16 protein-coding genes are annotated in these 17,278 nt (G+C 68.0%); 9 read left to right on the top strand and 7 right to left on the bottom strand.

Features of this window, described 5'->3' with window-relative positions; genetic code table 11:
* Positions 1–56: 56 nt before the first annotated feature.
* The 3 genes from L1Z78_RS11935 to L1Z78_RS11925 all read right to left on the bottom strand — a co-directional run bounded on the left by L1Z78_RS11935 (position 57) and on the right by L1Z78_RS11925 (position 2,875).
* Entirely contained in the window at positions 57–1,418 is a 1,362-nt protein-coding gene (locus L1Z78_RS11935; RefSeq protein ID WP_234641698.1) for an HD-GYP domain-containing protein, read from the bottom strand.
* Positions 1,419–1,526: 108 nt separating this feature from the next.
* Positions 1,527–2,165 carry a 3-oxoacid CoA-transferase subunit B gene (locus tag L1Z78_RS11930; protein ID WP_234641697.1) on the bottom strand — a complete coding sequence of 213 codons (639 nt, stop codon included), beginning with the start codon at positions 2,163–2,165 and terminating at the stop codon, positions 1,527–1,529.
* 2 nt (positions 2,166–2,167) lie between these two features.
* The gene (locus L1Z78_RS11925) at positions 2,168–2,875 is read right to left on the bottom strand and encodes a CoA transferase subunit A (RefSeq protein ID WP_234641696.1); all 708 of its coding nucleotides are present in this window, start codon (positions 2,873–2,875) and stop codon (positions 2,168–2,170) included.
* A 74-nt stretch (positions 2,876–2,949) separates the two neighbouring features.
* On the opposite strand from L1Z78_RS11925, the gene L1Z78_RS11920 reads away from it, so the two are divergent.
* Complete coding sequence (locus L1Z78_RS11920) at positions 2,950–3,492, top strand: PAS and helix-turn-helix domain-containing protein (RefSeq protein WP_234641695.1); 543 nt, start codon at positions 2,950–2,952, stop codon at positions 3,490–3,492.
* A gap of 258 nt (positions 3,493–3,750) precedes the next feature.
* A complete protein-coding gene (locus L1Z78_RS11915; RefSeq protein WP_234641694.1) occupies positions 3,751–5,202 on the top strand; it encodes a catalase in 1,452 nt (483 codons plus the stop codon).
* A gap of 94 nt (positions 5,203–5,296) precedes the next feature.
* Here the strand turns inward: L1Z78_RS11915 and L1Z78_RS11910 are convergent, their stop codons facing one another.
* From L1Z78_RS11910 to L1Z78_RS11900, 3 genes are read right to left on the bottom strand one after another with little or no spacing between them, the layout of a single operon-like run.
* Complete coding sequence (locus tag L1Z78_RS11910) at positions 5,297–5,824, bottom strand: 1,2-dihydroxy-3-keto-5-methylthiopentene dioxygenase (protein WP_234641693.1); 528 nt, start codon at positions 5,822–5,824, stop codon at positions 5,297–5,299.
* A 44-nt stretch (positions 5,825–5,868) separates the two neighbouring features.
* Entirely contained in the window at positions 5,869–6,534 is a 666-nt protein-coding gene (locus L1Z78_RS11905; protein WP_234641692.1) for a methionine ABC transporter permease, read from the bottom strand.
* Between the two features lie 3 nt (positions 6,535–6,537).
* Complete coding sequence (locus L1Z78_RS11900) at positions 6,538–7,584, bottom strand: methionine ABC transporter ATP-binding protein (RefSeq protein WP_234641691.1); 1,047 nt, start codon at positions 7,582–7,584, stop codon at positions 6,538–6,540.
* 335 nt (positions 7,585–7,919) lie between these two features.
* Between L1Z78_RS11900 and L1Z78_RS11895 the strand changes: the two genes are divergently transcribed.
* From L1Z78_RS11895 to L1Z78_RS11865, 7 genes are all read left to right on the top strand, one after another.
* Positions 7,920–10,850 carry a xanthine dehydrogenase family protein molybdopterin-binding subunit gene (locus tag L1Z78_RS11895; RefSeq protein WP_234641690.1) on the top strand — a complete coding sequence of 977 codons (2,931 nt, stop codon included), beginning with the start codon at positions 7,920–7,922 and terminating at the stop codon, positions 10,848–10,850.
* A complete protein-coding gene (locus tag L1Z78_RS11890) occupies positions 10,847–11,425 on the top strand; it encodes a (2Fe-2S)-binding protein (protein WP_234641689.1) in 579 nt (192 codons plus the stop codon). Before L1Z78_RS11895 ends, L1Z78_RS11890 begins: the two co-directional genes overlap by 4 nt.
* A gap of 158 nt (positions 11,426–11,583) precedes the next feature.
* On the top strand, positions 11,584–11,823 hold the full coding sequence (locus tag L1Z78_RS11885; RefSeq protein WP_234641688.1) for a hypothetical protein: 240 nt from the start codon (positions 11,584–11,586) through the stop codon (positions 11,821–11,823).
* A gap of 77 nt (positions 11,824–11,900) precedes the next feature.
* A complete protein-coding gene (locus L1Z78_RS11880) occupies positions 11,901–12,836 on the top strand; it encodes a c-type cytochrome (protein WP_234641687.1) in 936 nt (311 codons plus the stop codon).
* Positions 12,837–12,953: 117 nt separating this feature from the next.
* Entirely contained in the window at positions 12,954–13,859 is a 906-nt protein-coding gene (locus L1Z78_RS11875; protein ID WP_234641686.1) for an SDR family oxidoreductase, read from the top strand.
* Positions 13,856–15,358, top strand: coding sequence for an acyl-CoA synthetase (locus L1Z78_RS11870; RefSeq protein WP_234641685.1), 1,503 nt, complete (start codon positions 13,856–13,858; stop codon positions 15,356–15,358). Before L1Z78_RS11875 ends, L1Z78_RS11870 begins: the two co-directional genes overlap by 4 nt.
* A gap of 26 nt (positions 15,359–15,384) precedes the next feature.
* Entirely contained in the window at positions 15,385–16,359 is a 975-nt protein-coding gene (locus tag L1Z78_RS11865; RefSeq protein ID WP_234641684.1) for a Bug family tripartite tricarboxylate transporter substrate binding protein, read from the top strand.
* On the opposite strand, the gene L1Z78_RS11860 is transcribed toward L1Z78_RS11865, so the two are convergent.
* Positions 16,356–17,264 carry a LysR family transcriptional regulator gene (locus L1Z78_RS11860; RefSeq protein ID WP_234641683.1) on the bottom strand — a complete coding sequence of 303 codons (909 nt, stop codon included), beginning with the start codon at positions 17,262–17,264 and terminating at the stop codon, positions 16,356–16,358. The genes L1Z78_RS11865 and L1Z78_RS11860 overlap by 4 nt on opposite strands.
* Positions 17,265–17,278 lie beyond the last annotated feature (14 nt).

Here is a 17,278-nt window from a genome sequence, read left to right as displayed (position 1 = left end):
TCATTGATTTCCCAAGAGATCCACGGATGTAAAAAAGCCGGGCAAGCCCGGCTGTCTCAGTGCGCTGGCGCTCGCGCTGCACCGCCTGGCGGCGATCCGGCGTCGATCTGCATGCAGGCATCGCACCACTGCGCGACGGCGCTGTCCACGGCATGCGCGCGGGCATGGATGCCGGGCCAGCGGCGCAGGCAGGCGTTGACGATGGCCTGCAGCTGCCACAGGGCCTCGCGGCTGAGCAGGGCCAGCTCGCTCATGCCCTGCACGTCGTCCTTGAGATAGGCCAGCAAGGTGGTGTGCTGGTTGGGGTGCAGGCCGGCCTCGGCCAGCTGCTTTTGCAGCCCACCGATGCTCGATTCGATGTAGACGGCCGCCTGGTGGTCGGGCATGGCCTGCCAGCGCTCGGGAAAGGACTGGCTCAGCGTCTCCCACATCTGGAAGGCGGCCGACAGGGCCGCCACGCTGTGCGTGACCTCGGCCTGCAGGGGCGGCAGCGGCGTGCCCGGTGATATCTCGTCATACAGCAGCGGCAGCAGGATGCCCACCAGGTCCGCAGGGTAGCGCCGGTGGTTCATGCGCAGCATCAGCGACAGGCGCTGGCCCGGCAGGTCCTGGAACTTGTCGAAGAAAGCCGAGACCACCTCGGCCAGCAGCAGGATCTGGCCCATCCTGGAGATGGCATCGCCATGGACGCCGCGTGGATAGCCCGTGCCATCCATGCGCTCGTGGTGCTCGAGCACGGCCATCTCCACATCCTGCGAATACGCCCCCGTGCTGCGCATGATGAGCATGGCGGTGACCGAATGGGCCACCAGGTGCTTGCGCTCGGCACCCGTGAGCCGGTAGCTGGGATCGGTCCAGGCCGGGTCCATGTAGAGCATGCCCACATCGTGCAACAGGGCCGCCGTGGCCAGGGGACCGCATTCGCGCTCGCTCCAGCCGCTTTGCAGTGCCAGGTAGATGGCCACCAGCATCATCTGCAGGCTGTGGGCGAACAGCTCGGGGCGCTGCTCGCGCATCACCGTCAGCTTGAAGGCGATCTGCGGCGGCAGCACCATCAGGCGCAGCGGTGCCAGCAGCCGGTCCGTGCCCTCCAGCGACTGCACCAGGCGGCCCATCAGGTCCACGGTCTCGCATTGCACCATGGCCTGGGCCTCGATGGCCAGCACGTCCACGCGGTTGTCCACGCCCAGGTGCTTGTCGATGGCGTCGCGCAGCTTGTGCTTGACCAGGCGCTCGTACATGCGGCTGTCGATGCGCGCGCCCTTGTCCACGAGCTTGACGCCCTTGTCGTTGAAGATGGGCTCGCCGGTCACCACGTTGCAATGCTCGGCCATGTCGGTGACGGCGCGCAGGAAATGCACGCCCTCGTCTTTCCATCCCTGTGCGGTCGGTGGACTGCGCGTGGCCGCATCCGTCATAAAGAAGACTCTCCTTGGCTCGATTCTTGAAAACATGAGCGCAAGAGCCCGCACATGGCGGGCTCCTGTTCCAAAGCCGACGCCATGCGCCGGCCCTGCGTGGACCAATCAGCGGATCAGCGTGACACCGGTCTTGGACTGGATTTCCTCGAAGCTCACTTCGGGGGCCAGTTCCACGAGCTTCAGGCCCTGCGGCGTCACGTCCATCACTCCCAGGTCGGTGATGATACGGTCCACCACGCCCACGCCGGTCAAAGGCAGGGTGCAGGCGGGCAGAATTTTGAGGTCGGTCGTGCCGTCCTTCTTCCTGGCCACATGTTCCATCAGCACGATGACGCGCTTGACACCGGCCACCAGGTCCATGGCGCCGCCCATGCCCTTGACCATCTTGCCCGGAATCATCCAGTTGGCCAGGTCACCCTTCTCGGACACCTGCATGGCGCCCAGGATGGACAGGTTGATCTTGCCGCCGCGGATCATGGCGAAGGACTGGTCGCTGCCGAAGATGGAAGAGCCCGCGATCGTGGTCACGGTCTGCTTGCCGGCATTGATCAGGTCGGCATCCACGGCGTCCTCGGTCGGGAAGGGGCCGATGCCCAGCATGCCGTTCTCGGACTGCAGCCACACTTCCTTGTCGCCCGTGTGGTTGGCCACCAGGGTGGGAATGCCGATGCCCAGGTTGACGTAGAAGCCGTCCTCGAGTTCTTGGGCCGCGCGGGCGGCCATCTGGTCTTGGGTCCAGGGCATGGTCAGGCTCCTTGTTTTTCTGTGATGGTGCGCTTTTCGATGCGCTTTTCGGGATTCGGGTTGTGCACGATGCGGTGCACGTAGATGCCGGGCAGGTGGATGTCGTCAGGCGCGATCTCGCCGACCTCGACCACCTCCTCCACCTCCACGATGCAGACCTTGCCGGCCGTGGCGGCGGCGGGATTGAAGTTGCGCGCGGTCAGGCGGAACTGCAGGTTGCCGCTCTTGTCGGCGCGATGGGCCTTGACCAGGGAGACATCGGGCACGAGCGAGCGCTCCATCACATAGGTCTCGCCGTCGAACTCGCGCAGCTCCTTGCCCTCGGCCACGATGGTGCCCACGCCGGTCTTGGTGAAGAAGGCGGGAATGCCCGCGCCGCCGGCGCGCAGCTTCTCGGCCAGCGTGCCCTGGGGCGTGAATTCCAGCTCCAGCTCGCCGGCCAGGTACTGGCGCTCGAACTCCTTGTTCTCGCCCACATAGGACGAGATCATCTTCTTGATCTGGCGCGTCTCCAGCAGCTTGCCCAGGCCGAAGCCATCCACGCCCGCATTGTTCGAGATCACCGTCAGGCCCTTGGCACCGCTGTCGCGCAGCGCGTCGATCAGCGCCTCGGGAATGCCGCACAGGCCGAAGCCGCCCACGGCCAGCAGTTGCCCGTCAGCCACGACGCCCTGGAGCGCCTGCTCCGCGGAGGGGTAGAGCTTTTTCACACATGTCTCCTTCAGAATGGATGCGCTACGATACTACGTACCTGACTAGGTAGTTTTTCGTAAAGACTTGCACCATGGATATAGATTACCGGCTGGCGTTCGACGCCGCCCCCGTCGGCCTCGTGATCTCGCGCAACCGCACCATGATCGACTGCAACCGCCAAGTCTGCGAGATGTTCGCCGCCTCGCGCGAGGTGCTGATCGGCCAGACCTTCCAGATTCTCTACCCCAGCGCCGACGAGTACGAGCGCCTGGGCGCGCGCATCGCCCCCATTCTCAACGCCCGGGGCTTCTACTCGGACAACCGCATCATGAAGCGCGCCAACGGCGAGACCTTCTGGTGCCATGTCACGGGCCGCACGCTGGACCGCAGCGACCCCCATGCCTCGGGCATCTGGAGCTTCGAGGACCTCAGCGCCCAGCGCCCCGTCAAGGCCGAACTCACGGGCCGCGAGCGCGAGGTGGCCGCGCGCCTGCTGGAGGGACTGACCTCCAAGGAGATCGGCCGCGCCCTGGCCATCAGCCACCGCACGGTGGAGATCTACCGCGCGCGCCTGATGCGCAAGTACGGTGCCTCCACGGCCGCCGACCTGGTGCACAAGCTGGTCTCGGGCTGACAAGGTCACGGCCTACACAGGCCATCTGCGGCCACGCAACACAATCCTTGGCAAAAAGCATGCCCGCCCAGGCATGTGACAACGTCGCGAATTTTGGCTATGGCGCAGTTGAGATTTCCCAATCGCCAAAGCCTTGTCGCCTCCATAGAACGAAACAACAATAAAAGCAATTCGATAGCACACAGCTATTGATTTTCCAAGCGCCGAGCCGCCCTGGGCGGACCGGCGCCGCTACCACCCCTCGATCAAGGAGAGACCATGACCCACAAGCTCACCACCGCCGCAGGCGCCCCGGTTCCCAACAACCAGGACTCGCTGACCGCCGGCCCGCGCGGCCCCATGCTGCTGCAGGATCTGTGGCATCTGGAGAAAATGGCCCACTTCAACCGTGAAGTGATCCCCGAGCGCCGCATGCACGCCAAGGGCTCGGGCGCCTTCGGCACCTTCACCGTCACCGGCGACATCACGCGCTACACCCGCGCCAGGGTCTTCTCGCAGATCGGCAAGCAGACCGAGGTGTTCGCACGCTTTTCCACCGTGGCCGGCGAGCGCGGCGCGGCCGATGCCGAGCGCGACATCCGCGGCTTCGCCGTCAAGCTCTATACCGAGGAAGGCAACTGGGACCTGGTGGGCAACAACACGCCGGTGTTCTTCTTCCGCGACCCGCTCAAGTTCCCCGACCTGAACAAGGCCGTCAAGCGCGACCCCTACACCAACCTGCGCTCGCCCGAGAACAACTGGGATTTCTGGACCGGCCTGCCCGAGGCACTGCACCAGATCACCATCGTCATGAGCGACCGCGGCATCCCGCGCGGCTACCGCCACATGCATGGCTTCGGCTCGCACACCTACAGCTTCATCAACGCCAGCAACGAACGCCACTGGGTCAAGTTCCACTGGGTCTGCCAGCAGGGCATAGAAAACTTCACCGATGCCGAGGCCGCCTCCGTGGTCGCCTCCGACCGTGAAAGCAGCCAGCGCGACCTGCTCGAGGCCATAGACCGCGGCGAGTTCCCGAAGTGGAAGCTGTGCGTGCAGATCATGCCCGAGCACGAGGCCGAGACCTACCGCTTCCACCCCTTCGACCTGACCAAGGTCTGGAGCAAGAAGGACTACCCGCTGATCGAGGTCGGCGTGATGGAGCTCAACCGCAACCCGCGCAACTACCACGCCGATGTGGAGCAGGCCTCGTTCACGCCGGCCAACCTGGTGCCGGGCATCGGCCCCTCGCCCGACCGCATGCTGCAGTCGCGCCTGTTCTCCTATGGCGACGCGGCGCGCTACCGCCTGGGCGTGAACCACCACCAGATCCCCGTGAACGCGCCGCGCTGCCCCTACCACGCCTACCACCGTGACGGCGCCATGCGCGTGGACGGCAACTACGGCGGCACCATCGCCTACGAGCCCAACACCAAGGGCGAATGGCAGGAGCAGCCCGCGTTCGCCGAGCCGCCGCTGGCCCTCAACGGCGCGGCCGATCGCTGGAACTACCGCGAGGACGACAGCGACTACTTCACCCAGCCCGGCGACCTGTTCCGCCTGCTCACGCCCGATGCGCAGCAGCGCCTGTTCGAGAACACGGCGCGCAACATCGCCGGCGTGTCCGAGCACATCGTGCAAAAGCACATAGCGCACTGCACCCAGGCCGACCCCGCCTACGGCAAGGGTGTGGCCGACGCCATCGCGCGCCAGAAGGCCGGCACACTGTGAACCGCTGAACCGCCCGCTCCATGAAAAACGCCCCCGTCATTGCCGGGGGCGTTTTTCATGGCCGGAACGCCACAGGATGGAAAGCGCCGGATTCTCAGGCGCACGCCACCATGGCGGGCGCAGGCCGCTGCGTGTACTGGGCCACCCAGCCGGCCGTGTCGGCAAACAGGCGCAGCGCCTTGATGCGCCGCGCGGCCGTCAGCGTGAAGCGGTGTTCCACGCCGGCCGGGATGCGCAGGTAGTCGCCGGGGCCCACGCGCAGCACGCGCTCCTGGCCGCTGGCGTCGAAGAAGCCGAACAGGCCTTCGCCGTCCAGGATGTAGCGCACCTCGTCGTCGGCATGGGTGTGGGGCTTGTCGAAGCGCTCCAGTGTCTCGTCCAGCCCTGGCGTGCCCGGGTGCAGCACGACCAGGTCCATGCTGTGGTAGCCGTGGGCCACGCACTCATCGATCACCAGGGCGCCCACGGCCTGGACCACGGTCGCCTTGCCACCTTCGTCCAGTTGGGGCCGGTCCAGCAGTGCGGCCAGGCCGGGCTCGGGCGCCAGCGGGCGGCGCTCCCAGTGCACGCCGACGGCGCCCACGAAATCCGCGTCGGACAGGATGGAGTTGGAAGTGCTCATGGTCTTGCCGCTGTGCCCTTGCTGGCGCCTTGGGGAGTGGTGGATCAGCGGTGGCTCAGCCGACGCACGGCCCAGTCACCGAGGCTCTGGATGGCCTGCACGAAGAAGATCAGGATGACGACCACGGCCAGCATCACGTCGGGCAGGAAGCGCTGGTAGCCATAGCGGATGCCCAGGTCGCCCAGGCCGCCGCCGCCGATGGCGCCGGCCATGGCCGAGTAGCCGGTCAGGCTCACGAAGCTGATGGTCAGGCCCGCGACGATGCCGGGCAGCGCCTCGGGCAGCAGGATCTTCCAGACGATCTGGCCGGTGGTGGCGCCCATGGACTGGGCTGCTTCCACCAGGCCGTTGTCCACCTCGCGCAGCGCGGTCTCCACCAGGCGCGCCACGAAGGGCGCCGCCGCGATGGTCAACGGCACCACGGCCGCCCAGGTGCCGATGGACGAGCCCGTGATCAGCCGCGTCAGCGGGATGATGGCCACCAGCAGGATGATGAAGGGCGTGGAGCGCAGCGCGTTGACGATCCAGCCCACGATCTTGTTGGCCGGGCCGTTCTGCAGCACGCCGCCATGGTCCGTCAGGCGCAGGAACACGCCCAGCGGAATGCCGATCAGGCCGCCGACCAGGCCGGACACGCCGACCATGATGATGGTCTCCCACAGCGAGCTGACGAACAGCTCCAGCATCATTTCCGAAAAATTCTCAAACATCGCTCAATCCCTGGTGGAAACGATCTGGACCTGCACGCCGCCAGCGCGCAGGTGCTCGACGGCCGCATCGATCCTGGCCGCATCGCCGCTGGCGAACACGGCCAGCGAGCCGAAGGTCTGCTCCTGGATCTCGTCGATCTGGCCATGCAGGATGGACAGGTCCAGCCCCAGCTCGCGGATCAGGTGCGACAGGATGGGCTGGTAGGCGCTCTCGCCCGCATAGGACAGGCGCAGCAGGCGGCCTTGCTGGCCCGGGGCCAGCTGGGCCGCCAGCGCGTTGACGCGCGTGGTCACCGACTCGGGCAGCTGCTGGGGCACGATCTCGTCGATCAGGCTGCGCGTGATGGCCTGCTGCGGGCGTGTGAACACATCGATCACGGGGCCCATCTCGGCGATCTGTCCGCCGTCGATCACGGCCACGCGGTCGGCGATCTGCTTGATCACCTGCATCTGGTGGGTGATCAGCACCACGGTCAGGCCCAGCTCACGGTTGACCTTGCGCAGCAGGTCCAGGATGGAGCGCGTGGTCTCCGGGTCCAGGGCCGAGGTGGCCTCATCCGACAGCAGCACCTTGGGGTGGCTGGCCAGCGCGCGCGCAATGCCCACGCGCTGCTTTTGTCCGCCCGAGATCTGGGCCGGGTAGCGGTCGCGCAGCGCGCTCAGGCCCACCAGGTCCAGCAGCGGATCGACGCGCTTCTTGATGTCTTCCCTGGACATGCCCGCCAGCTCCAGCGGCAGCGCGGCATTGTCGAACACCGTGCGCGAGGACAGCAGGTTGAAATGCTGGAACACCATGCCGATGTCGCGGCGCGCCGTGCGCAGCTCGGCATCGCTCAGTTGCATCAGGTCGCGCCCGCCCACCAGCACCTGGCCGGAGGTCGGGCGGTTGAGCAGGTTCAGGCAGCGCACCAGCGAGCTCTTGCCCGCGCCGCTGCGGCCGATGATGCCGAACACCTCGCCCGACTGGATCTGCAGGTGGATGCCACGCAAGGCATGGACAGGCCCCGTGGGGCCCTTGTAGGTCAGGGAAAGATCCCGAATCTCGATCATGAAAACACGCCACGGCGCAGGGCGACCGAAGGACGCCGCTGCGCATTGTTGGGAAGTTGCTGCAATATAGGTTGCAGATATGAAGCCGCAAACTATAGAGAAATAAAGTAATAAGAAGCCCCGGTTATGTACTCCAGGTACAGGCAGGGCGCTCCACTTTCTGGATAACCCTCAACTATGCCTGAATGTGGGCACGCCTTGCCCGTGCCGGGCTATGTCGGTGCCTGCTGCCCTTCGCCGTGCGCGATCCGCTGACGCCACTAGCGCCTTCGGCTGACAGGCGCCAGGCCACGCGCCCTCCTACATTGGCTCCACCCCCACAGGAGAAGAGCGCCATGCGCCCACAACAACAATCCACCCCTGGCCCTGCACCGGCCACAGCCACGCCTGCGGCCGTGTCCAGGCGCGGTTTCCTGCAGGCCGCCACCGTTGCAGGCGTCAGCGTCTGGGTGGCGCCGCTGGCAAGCCAGGCCTATGCGGCCTTGTTCGAGGAGCGCGTTCTGGGCGGCGTGCCGCGCGAGCCCGCCACCCAGCTGCCGCGCTTTCGGATGGACGGACGCTCCAAGGTCATGGGCGCCAAGGTCTTTGCCCGCGACATACGGGCACGCGACATGCCCCATTGGCCCCAGCAGCAGTCCCATGCCTTCATGGTGCGCACCACTCTGGCGGACCGCCTTTTCGACGGCATCGACCTGTCCGCCCTCGATGGAGAGCTGGCCCCCGACCGCGTGGTCACGGCCGAGGACCTGGCACGCGACGGCCTGGCCTTTCCCGCGTTCTACGGCGAGGACATGCTGCTGCCGGCCGGCAAGACGCCCGCCTACCTGGGCCAGGCCGTGGCCATCCTGATCTACCACGACTTCGCGCGCTTTCGTTTCGCCAAGGAGCGGCTGCAGGCCACGGCCGGCGTCATCCGCTATGGACGCGTCACGGGCGCGCCGGACCGTCCGCCCTGGGGCGTGTTCCGCTATGTGCGCCAGGGCGGCGCCACGGCCTTCGACGACGACGTGTTCTCCAGCCTGCGCGATGCCCCCCTGTTCCCTGCCGAGCGCAAGCCCCTGGTCTGGCCGCAGATCTCCAAGGCCGACGCGGTGACCGCGCGCGGGCTGCGCGCGGCCGAGCAGATCGCCCAGGAACTGGCCACGCCGCCGGCCGACTGGCTGGTGCTGCAGCGCCACTACGCCACCCAGTCCGTGGACACGGCCGCGCTGGAGCCCGACAACGCCAACTGCTGGTATGACGCGGCCACGCAAAGCCTGCACATGGTGCTGGCCACGCAATCCCCCCACGAGGTGGCCGAATGGGCCGCGCCCATGGTGCGGGCCAGCAGCTACCCGCTCAGGAATCTCTTCATCCACCCCTGCTACACGGTGGGATACGGCTCCAAGGACCATGCGCCCATGCCCTACTACGGCCTGGTCTGCGCGCTCTATGCGGACGGCAAGCCCGTGCGCCTGGCCAACGACCGCTTCGAGCAGTTCCAGTCCTCGCTCAAGCGCCACGCCTTCGAGATCGACTACACCATCGCCGTAGACAGGAAGACAGGCCTGTTCCAGAGCTTCGTGGCCAGCATGACGGCCAATGGCGGCGGCCGGGCCAACTTCTCGCCCTCGGTGGCCATGGTGGGCGGCACGGCGGCCCAGTCCATCTACTACTTCCCCAAGAACGACATCACGGCCGTGGCGCTGGCCAGCCGCGCGCTGGACGCCGGTTCGGCGCGCGGCTACGGAACGCTGCAAAGCATGGCCGCCACCGAGATGATGGTCGACGAGATCGCCGAGCTGCTGCGCATCGACCCCATCGAGCTGCGCCTGCGCAACGTGCTGACCTCGGGCGCCAGGAACACCCAGGGCGCCATCGCCGCGGGCGCGCTGCGCGCCGACGAGGTACTGGAGCGCGCCCGTCGCCACCCGCTATGGACCGAGCGTGCCAAGCGCAAGGCCGACCATGAGGCGCGCCATCCGGGCCAGCGCTACGGGGTGGGCTTCGCCTGCGTGCAAAAGGACTTCGGCACGGGCGGGGAGGCGGCCTTCGCGCGCATCGAGATCTCGCCCCAGGGCCGCGTGGTGCTGCACCACTCGGGCACCGAGATCGGCACGGGCATGGGCACCTCGCAGGCCCAGCTGTGCATGCCATGGTTCGGCAAGCCGGCCGACGAACTGCAGACCGCCTGCCTGGACTGGCCCGAACTGCCCCTGAAGGCCGAGGGAGACAACTACACCATGGCCCAGAGCGAGCAGGACCGGCTCATGGCCAGGCCGCTGTGGACGCCGGTCTACGCCTCGCCCGCCAGTGCCAGCAACTCGGCCTACTACTACAGCCACGCCACCAGCGAAACCGCGCGCGTGGTCTTCGAGCACGGCCTGTGGCCGGCCGCCGTGGCCCTCTGGAGCCAGGGCATCGGCGGTGGCCAGAAAGCGCCCTACGTGGTGCGCCGCGAGGATGCGCGCTGGGTCAACGGCATGCTCACGGCCAACGGAATGCAGCCGCTGTCGCTGCAGGCCCTGGCCCAGAAGGCCCATGCCCTGCAACTGGTCACGGGGGCGGTGGGACACAGTTTCAACCGCTGGCAATGGGCCGAGGCGGACTTCGACATCCTGGGCACCAGCCTGCGAAGGCCGCTGGACGCGCTGGCCGTGCGCCTGGGCAGTGCCCCCGACGCCCAGGCCGCCGCGCCCATGCCCGCCCCCGATGAAATGCCCCAGGCGGCCACGCCCATCGAGGCCTCCCTGACCGCCAGGCGCAGCGGCGCCGGCTACCGCATGGTCACGCGGCGCAACCTGTTCTACCCGCCCATGCAGCGCAACAACGCGGGCGTCACCTACTACAGCGCCAATGCCGCGCTGGTGGAACTGGCCGTGGACCTGGGCACGGGCGCCGTCGAGCTGCTGGGCCATCACTCCATCCTGGAATGCGGCAAGCCCATCGTGCCCGAGCTGGTCCATGGCCAGCTGGAGGGTGGCATCGCCATGGGCATAGGCCATGCGCTGCACGAGTTCCTGCCGCTGTACGAAGGCGGCCCCGGCGACGGCAACTGGAACTTCCACCGCTACCATCTGCCGCGCGGCAATGAGGTGGCCGTGTGGAAGCAGACGGCCGAGCTGCTGGCACCGCTGTCGGACACCGACCCGCCCAAGGGCATCGCCGAGGTGGTGATGATCCCCATCGTCGCCGCCATCGTCAACGGACTGCACCATGCCATCGGCAAGCGCTTCCACGACCTGCCCGTGACGCCGCAGAAGATCAGGGAGGCCCTCGCATCATGAGCCTGCACCCACGCCCCTTGTCCCTGACCGTCAACGGCCACGGCGTCGGCCCCCTGGACGTGCCCGAGGGCATGCCCATGATCGACTTCCTGCACGAGTACCTGAACCTCACGGGCTCGCGCCTGGGCTGCGGCATCGGCGAATGCCGGGCCTGCACCGTCATCGTGGATGGCCCCGAGGGCAGCCGCGAGATGCGCACCTGCATCACGGGCGCCCATTATTTCGAGGGCCGCAAGGTGCGCACCATCGAAGGCATTGCCGACCCGGCCGAGGCCGCGGCCCAGGCACCGCAGCCCGGTCAGCCTCCGCGCAAGGTCATCGCCATCAGCCCCGTGCAGCAGAAGTACCTGGAGCATTTCAGCTTCCAGTGCGGCTACTGCACGCCGGGCTTCGTCATCGCGGCCACGGTGCTGGTGGAGCGGCTGGCCAAGGCCCCCCTGCGGCCCGCCGAGGTGGAACAGGCCGTGGAGGACGCCCTGCGGCCCCATCTGTGCCGCTGCACCGGCTATGTGCGTTACTACGCCGCCGTGAAGGACCTGATCCTGTCCACGCCCGGCCTGACGCTGAAAGGATGAGCGCCATGACCGCCCCCAGTTCCGATGCCCCCCCCTCCTGAGGCCGACCCGCCCACCCGGCCCGGCGAAGCCGACTACAGCCGCGCCCGTCCGGCCCCGCCCCCCCCAGGCCGCGCAGGCGCTGGGGCGGCCTTCTGCTGCTCATCCTGCTGCTGCTCGTGCTCTTCACCATCGCCGCCATCTGGGGCAACCGCCCCCATGTGCCCCAGCGCGATCCGCAGACCGTGCACCGCAGCGCACAGCAGCTGGCCCAGGGCCTGTACCTGGCGCGCGCGGCCGACTGCATGGCCTGCCACGACAGCCCCGGCGGCCAGCCGTTCGCCGGCGGCAAGCCCCTGCCCACCCCTTCGGCACCCTGTACGGCACCAATATCAGCCCGGACCCCGACCACGGCATAGGCCGCTGGACGGCCGATGAATTCCACGCCGCCGTCACGCGCGGCACCGCCCCGGGCGGGCGCCAGCTCTATCCGGCCATGCCCTATGTCTCCTACCACCGGATGACGCGCGAGGACTCGGACCTGATCTACGGCTACCTCATGAACACCCGGCCCGTGGCCCGGCCCAACCACAAGCCCGAATTGCCCTTCCCCTTCAACCTGCGCGTGCTCATGTTCGGCTGGAAGACGCTGTTCCTGTCCGGCGATCCCCTGCCCGTGGGCAGCCAGGGCCACAGCCCCGCCTGGCTGCGCGGCCAGTACCTGGGCAACGTCATGGGCCACTGCGCCGAATGCCATACGCCGCGCGGCCTGTTCGGACAGATGCAAAAGGACCAGTGGCTCCAGGGCGGCACCCTGTCGCTGTTCACGGCCCCCGACATCACGGCGAAGGGCCTGGCCGCGCGCGGCTGGACATCCGGGGGCATGGCGCAGTTCCTGCAAGCCGGCTTCTCTGCCCATGGCAGCGCCTTCGACGAGATGCACGAGGTCATCGCCAACAGCACGCGGCATTTCACGGGCGAGGACATCGCCGCGCTGTCCACCTTCCTGCTCGGAGACACGCCCCCCACCGCGCAAGCGCTGCCGGCACCGGCCGCCGACACATCCCCGGCGCTGGATGGCGGCCGCCGCCACTACATGGCGCTGTGCGCCAGCTGCCACGGCAGCGAAGGCCTGGGTCGCAGCCTGACCATGCCCCCACTGGCGGGCAACAGCACGGTACGGCAGGCAGATGCACGCAACCTGGTGCTGGCCATCCTGGTCGGGCTGCCCAAGCACCCGGGCGGCAGCGAGCGCCCCACTCCACTGCCCGGCATGCCGGGTTTCATGGGGGACCTGGACGATGCCCAGGTGGCGGAGTTGGCCAGCTTCATGCGCGCCACGATGGGCGGGCTGCCCGCCGACGTCACGGCCAGCCAGGTCGCGCAACTGCGCGGCGCGGCCACCAAGGCAGGGCACGGGCCGGCGCCCTGATCCGGCAGACGCCGAAGAAACCCGCTCATTGTTTCCACCACGGAACCAACCGGGTTCCAGAGCCCGGCTTTTCGAAGTGCCTCCGTCTCCCTAGAGTGGAGACAAAAGGAGGCATACATGTTCGAGACACATCTTTTCCAGGGCCAGCGCGTCCTGGTCACGGGCGGGGGCACGGGGCTGGGCCTCGCCATGGCCACCAGGCTGGCGGAACTGGGGGCCGAGGTGCACCTGTGCGGCCGGCGCCTGGCCGTGGTGCAGCAGGCCTGCGACAGGCTGCAGGCCGACCTCGGTGCCCGGGCCTTCGCCCACGAACTCGACATCCGCCAGCCCGAGGCTGTGAATGCCGTGATCGACCGCATCTGGAGCGCCCATGGCCCGCTCACCGCCCTCATCAACAATGCGGCCGGCAACTTCGTCAGCCGCACCGAGGACCTGAGCATCAACGGCTTCCACGCCATCTCGGACATCGTCTTCCGGGGCACGTTCTACGTCACCCAGGCCGTGGGCCGGCGCTGGATCTCCGAAGGCCTGCCGGGCGCGGTGCTGTCCATCGTCGTCACCTGGGTGGACACGGGATCGCCCTTCGTCGTGCCCTCGGCCATGTCCAAGGCCGGGCTGGACGCCATGACCAAGTCGCTGGCCGTGGAATGGGGGCCCAGGCGCATACGCCTGAACGCCATCGCGCCGGGCGTGATTCCCACCCAGGGCGCCAGCCAGCGGCTGCGTCCCCGGATCGAGGGCAACGAGGATTCGGCCGACCGCCGCCGCCTGGACAACCCCATGCGCCGCCTGGGGACGGACGAGGACATCGGCAACATGGCCGCCTTCATCCTGGCCCCGGGCAACAGCTGGCTCAACGGCCAGACCATCACGCTCGATGGCGGCGATGCCCTGGCCAACGGCGCCTACTTCACCGAATACCAGGCCTGGGACGACGCCGACTGGGCCCACGCCCGGCAGATGGCCAGGGCCGCCAGCCGCCCCGCCACACAGGACGCGGCACAGGAAGGCGCCCCCGCATGAGCACCGCCACACCGCAATCCACCCTGGTCTTCGAAGGCCATGCGCTGACGCCCGCCGACCAGCAACTGCGCGGCAGCCGCCTGGCCCGGGGCCTGCGCGGCCTGGGCCTGGCCGAGGGCGACGTGCTCGCCGTCTTCCTGCGCAACGGCATCGAATACGCCGACGTGGTCCATGCCTGCCGCATCGCGGGCATCTACTACTGCCCCATCAACTGGCATTTCACCGCCACGGAGATCGACTACATCCTGGCCGACAGCGGCGCGCGCGCCCTCATCACCAGCCAGGACCTGCTCGACGGGCTCCAGGGAGAGCTCTATGCCGATCTGCCACGGCGCGTCGCAGGCGCCCGCGAGCCCGCCCAGGACTACGAGGCCTGGCTCTCGGCCCAGGGGCCCTACGACGGCCCGCCGGCCGCGCCGCGCGGCCACATGGCCTATACCTCGGGCACGACCGGAAAGCCCAAGGGCGTGTTGCGCCACGCCTTTCCCCTGGATGAATTGCCCCGGCGCCAGGCCGCGGGCCGCGCGCTGATCCAGGCCGGCTACGGCCTGCAACCCGGCGCACGCACCCTGCTGACCGCCCCCATCTACCACAGCGCGCCCAGCGTCTACTTCCAGAACGCGCTCATGTCCAGCGAACTGCTGGTGCTGGAGCAGCGCTTCGACCCCGAGCGCTTCCTGCGGCTGGTGCAGGAACACCGCATCGATACGGCCTACATGGTGCCCATCATGTATGTGCGCCTGCTGCGGCTGCCCCGCGAGGTGCGCGAGCGCTACGACACCTCCTCGCTGCGCTTCATCGCCTCCACGGGCTCGCCCTGCGCACCCGAGATCAAGAAGGCCATGATCGAATGGCTGGGCCCCATCGTCAACGAGACCTATGCGTCCAGCGAGGCGGGTCTGGTCACCTTCATCGGCTCCGGGGATGCGCTCACCCACCCCGGCAGCGCGGGCCGGCCGCTGCTGGACGCCCAGGTCCGCATCCTCGACAAGCAGGGCCGGGAGCTGCCCGCGGGCGAGGTCGGCCTGATCTATGTGCGCCAGCCCGCCTATGCCGACTTCAGCTACAAGGGCAGGGACGAGGCACGCCGCCAGATGGAGCGCGACGGCCTGATCACGCTGGGCGACATGGGCTACCTGGACGAAGAGGGCTTTCTCTACGTCTGCGACCGGGACTCGGACATGGTGATCTCGGGCGGCGTGAACATCTACCCGGCCGAGATCGAGAACGAGCTGCTCAGGCATCCGCTGGTGGCCGACTGCGCCGTCATCGGCGTGCCCGACGCCGAATACGGCGAGCGGCTGCTGGCCCTGATCGAGACCAGCCAGCCAGGCGCACTGGCCGAGGCCGAACTCAGGGACTGGCTCAAGGGTCGCCTGGCCGCCTACAAGCTGCCGCGCAGCTTCGCCTTCCAGGCACTGCCCCGCGACGACAACGGAAAGATCGCCAAGAGAAAGCTGCGCGACGCCCACTGGGCCGCGACGCAGCGCAAGGTCTGAATCCAACCACCACAGGAGACAAAGCCATGAAGAACAAAGCCATCGCCCTGCTGCTTGCCGCCGCGGCGGCCGCACCCGCCGCATTCGCCCAGTCGGACTACCCCGCCAAGCCCATCAAGCTCATCGCACCCTATGCGCCGGGCGGCTCGGTGGACGTGCTGGCCCGCACCCTGGCCACCCACCTGTCCACCGAACTCAAACAATCGGTGGTGGTGGAGAACCGCCCCGGCGCCAACACCATGATCGCGGCCTCGGCCGTGGCGCGTTCGCCGGCCGATGGCTACACCCTGCTGCTGGCCAGCAACGCCTCCATGGTGCTCAACCCCCTGCTCTACAAGAAGCTCAGCTACAACCCCGACAAGGAACTGCGCCTGACCAACATCCTGGCCGAGGCGCCCCTGGTCCTGGTCACCAACAGCCAGACCGGCATCAGGACCGTGGCCGACCTCAAGGCCTATGCCAGGACCCATGCGGGCCAGCTCAACTACAGCTCCGTGGGACTGGGCAACCCGCTGCAGCTGACCACCGAACTCATCAAGGCCCGCCTGGATGTGGCCGCCACCCACATTCCCTTCAACGGCAGCGCCCCCGCGCTCACGGCACTGATGGCCAACGACACCCAGCTCATGGTCGACGTGGCCGGCACCTCCCTGCCCCACATCAAGGCCGGCAAGCTGGTCGCCATCGCCACCACGGGCCCCGAGCGCTCGCAGTTCCTGCCGCAGACGCCCACCGTCGCAGAGTCGGGCGTACCGGGCTTCAAGGCTTCGACCTGGTTCGGCATCGCCCTGCCCGCCGGCACGCCCGCGCAGGCGCGCAGCACCCTGCAATCGGCCGTGAACAAAGTCCTGCTCGACCCCGGGTTCGCCAGGGCGCTGGGCCAGCAGACCCTGGCCGCCAGGCAACCGCAGACCCAGGCCCAGCTCGACGAGTTCCTGGCATCTGACAGCCAGATGTGGCGCAAGGTCATCACGGACAACAACATCTCGCTGGACAACTAGCGTGTTCCCCCCTGCTGCACGAACCGCTGCAGGCTGACCTTGAGGAACTCCGTCAGGGCCTTGACCGCATGCGAGGGCCGGCGGTCCTCGGCCGTGATGATGTAGAGCCTGTCACCCAGGCCGGACACCGTCCAGTCCGGGCACATGCGCTGCACGGCACCCGCGCGCAGCTCGTCGGCCACCATGTAGTGCGGCAGGGCCGCCACGCCGTGGCCCTTGGCCATGGCCTGCTTGAGGAAGGGAAAGTGCTCGCTGGTGATGAAGGGCTCGCACTTCAGACCCACCTCGCGCTGCCCGTCGCTCACCGTGATGGCATAGGTCCTGCCATCGCCCGGTGGCGTCAGCAGCACGCCGTTGGGAATGTCCATGGGACTGTGGAACGGCCGTCCCCGGGCAAACGCGCTGCTCGCATACAGGCCGAACTCCACCGGCCCCAGGTCCCGCGCCACCAGGTGTTCCTGCACCTCCTGCGCCAGGCGCACGGCCACATCGACCTGCGCGCTCATCAGGTCGCTGACCCGGTTGGAGAACAGCACGCGGATGCGCACCTCGGGATGGCGCTTGCGAAAGGCCAGCAGCAGGTCGGCCAGGTACATCTCCCCCAGCCCCGTGGGCACGCTCAGGCGCACCGTGCCGGTCACCACCTGGCGCAGCGCGTCGATGGCGCCCTGCGCGGCCTCCACCTCGCGGATGATGCTCTGGCCATGCTCGTAGAGCACCTCGCCCGCCGCCGTCAGCAGGATGGAGCGCGTGGTCCTGTGCAGCAGCGTCACGCCCATGGCCGCCTCCAGTGCCTTGAGCTCCTTGCTCACCTTCGAGCGCGTGATGTCCCGCTGGCGCGCCGCCGCGCTCAGGCTGCGCGCGTCCACGATTTCGACGAAGTTGCGGATGAGGTTGATGTCCATGCTGGCTCCCGGGC

Source organism: Delftia tsuruhatensis (assembly GCF_903815225.1).
Taxonomy (GTDB): domain Bacteria; phylum Pseudomonadota; class Gammaproteobacteria; order Burkholderiales; family Burkholderiaceae_C; genus Comamonas; species Comamonas tsuruhatensis_A.
This window is presented reverse-complemented; position numbering and strand designations above follow the sequence as displayed.

Bases quoted from the DNA above. Each gene is read 5' to 3' on its own strand.
- L1Z78_RS11895 (WP_234641690.1), top strand. From the start codon at position 7,920: ATGCGCCCACAACAACAATCCACCCCTGGCCCTGCACCGGCCACAGCC.
- L1Z78_RS11910 (WP_234641693.1), bottom strand. From the start codon at position 5,824: ATGAGCACTTCCAACTCCATCCTGTCCGACGCGGATTTCGTGGGCGCC.
- L1Z78_RS11920 (WP_234641695.1), top strand. From the start codon at position 2,950: ATGGATATAGATTACCGGCTGGCGTTCGACGCCGCCCCCGTCGGCCTC.
- L1Z78_RS11935 (WP_234641698.1), bottom strand. From the start codon at position 1,418: ATGACGGATGCGGCCACGCGCAGTCCACCGACCGCACAGGGATGGAAA.
- L1Z78_RS11865 (WP_234641684.1), top strand. From the start codon at position 15,385: ATGAAGAACAAAGCCATCGCCCTGCTGCTTGCCGCCGCGGCGGCCGCA.
- L1Z78_RS11905 (WP_234641692.1), bottom strand. From the start codon at position 6,534: ATGTTTGAGAATTTTTCGGAAATGATGCTGGAGCTGTTCGTCAGCTCG.
- L1Z78_RS11880 (WP_234641687.1), top strand. From the start codon at position 11,901: ATGCCCTATGTCTCCTACCACCGGATGACGCGCGAGGACTCGGACCTG.
- L1Z78_RS11870 (WP_234641685.1), top strand. From the start codon at position 13,856: ATGAGCACCGCCACACCGCAATCCACCCTGGTCTTCGAAGGCCATGCG.
- L1Z78_RS11915 (WP_234641694.1), top strand. From the start codon at position 3,751: ATGACCCACAAGCTCACCACCGCCGCAGGCGCCCCGGTTCCCAACAAC.
- L1Z78_RS11930 (WP_234641697.1), bottom strand. From the start codon at position 2,165: ATGCCCTGGACCCAAGACCAGATGGCCGCCCGCGCGGCCCAAGAACTC.
- L1Z78_RS11900 (WP_234641691.1), bottom strand. From the start codon at position 7,584: ATGATCGAGATTCGGGATCTTTCCCTGACCTACAAGGGCCCCACGGGG.
- L1Z78_RS11890 (WP_234641689.1), top strand. From the start codon at position 10,847: ATGAGCCTGCACCCACGCCCCTTGTCCCTGACCGTCAACGGCCACGGC.
- L1Z78_RS11860 (WP_234641683.1), bottom strand. From the start codon at position 17,264: ATGGACATCAACCTCATCCGCAACTTCGTCGAAATCGTGGACGCGCGC.
- L1Z78_RS11875 (WP_234641686.1), top strand. From the start codon at position 12,954: ATGTTCGAGACACATCTTTTCCAGGGCCAGCGCGTCCTGGTCACGGGC.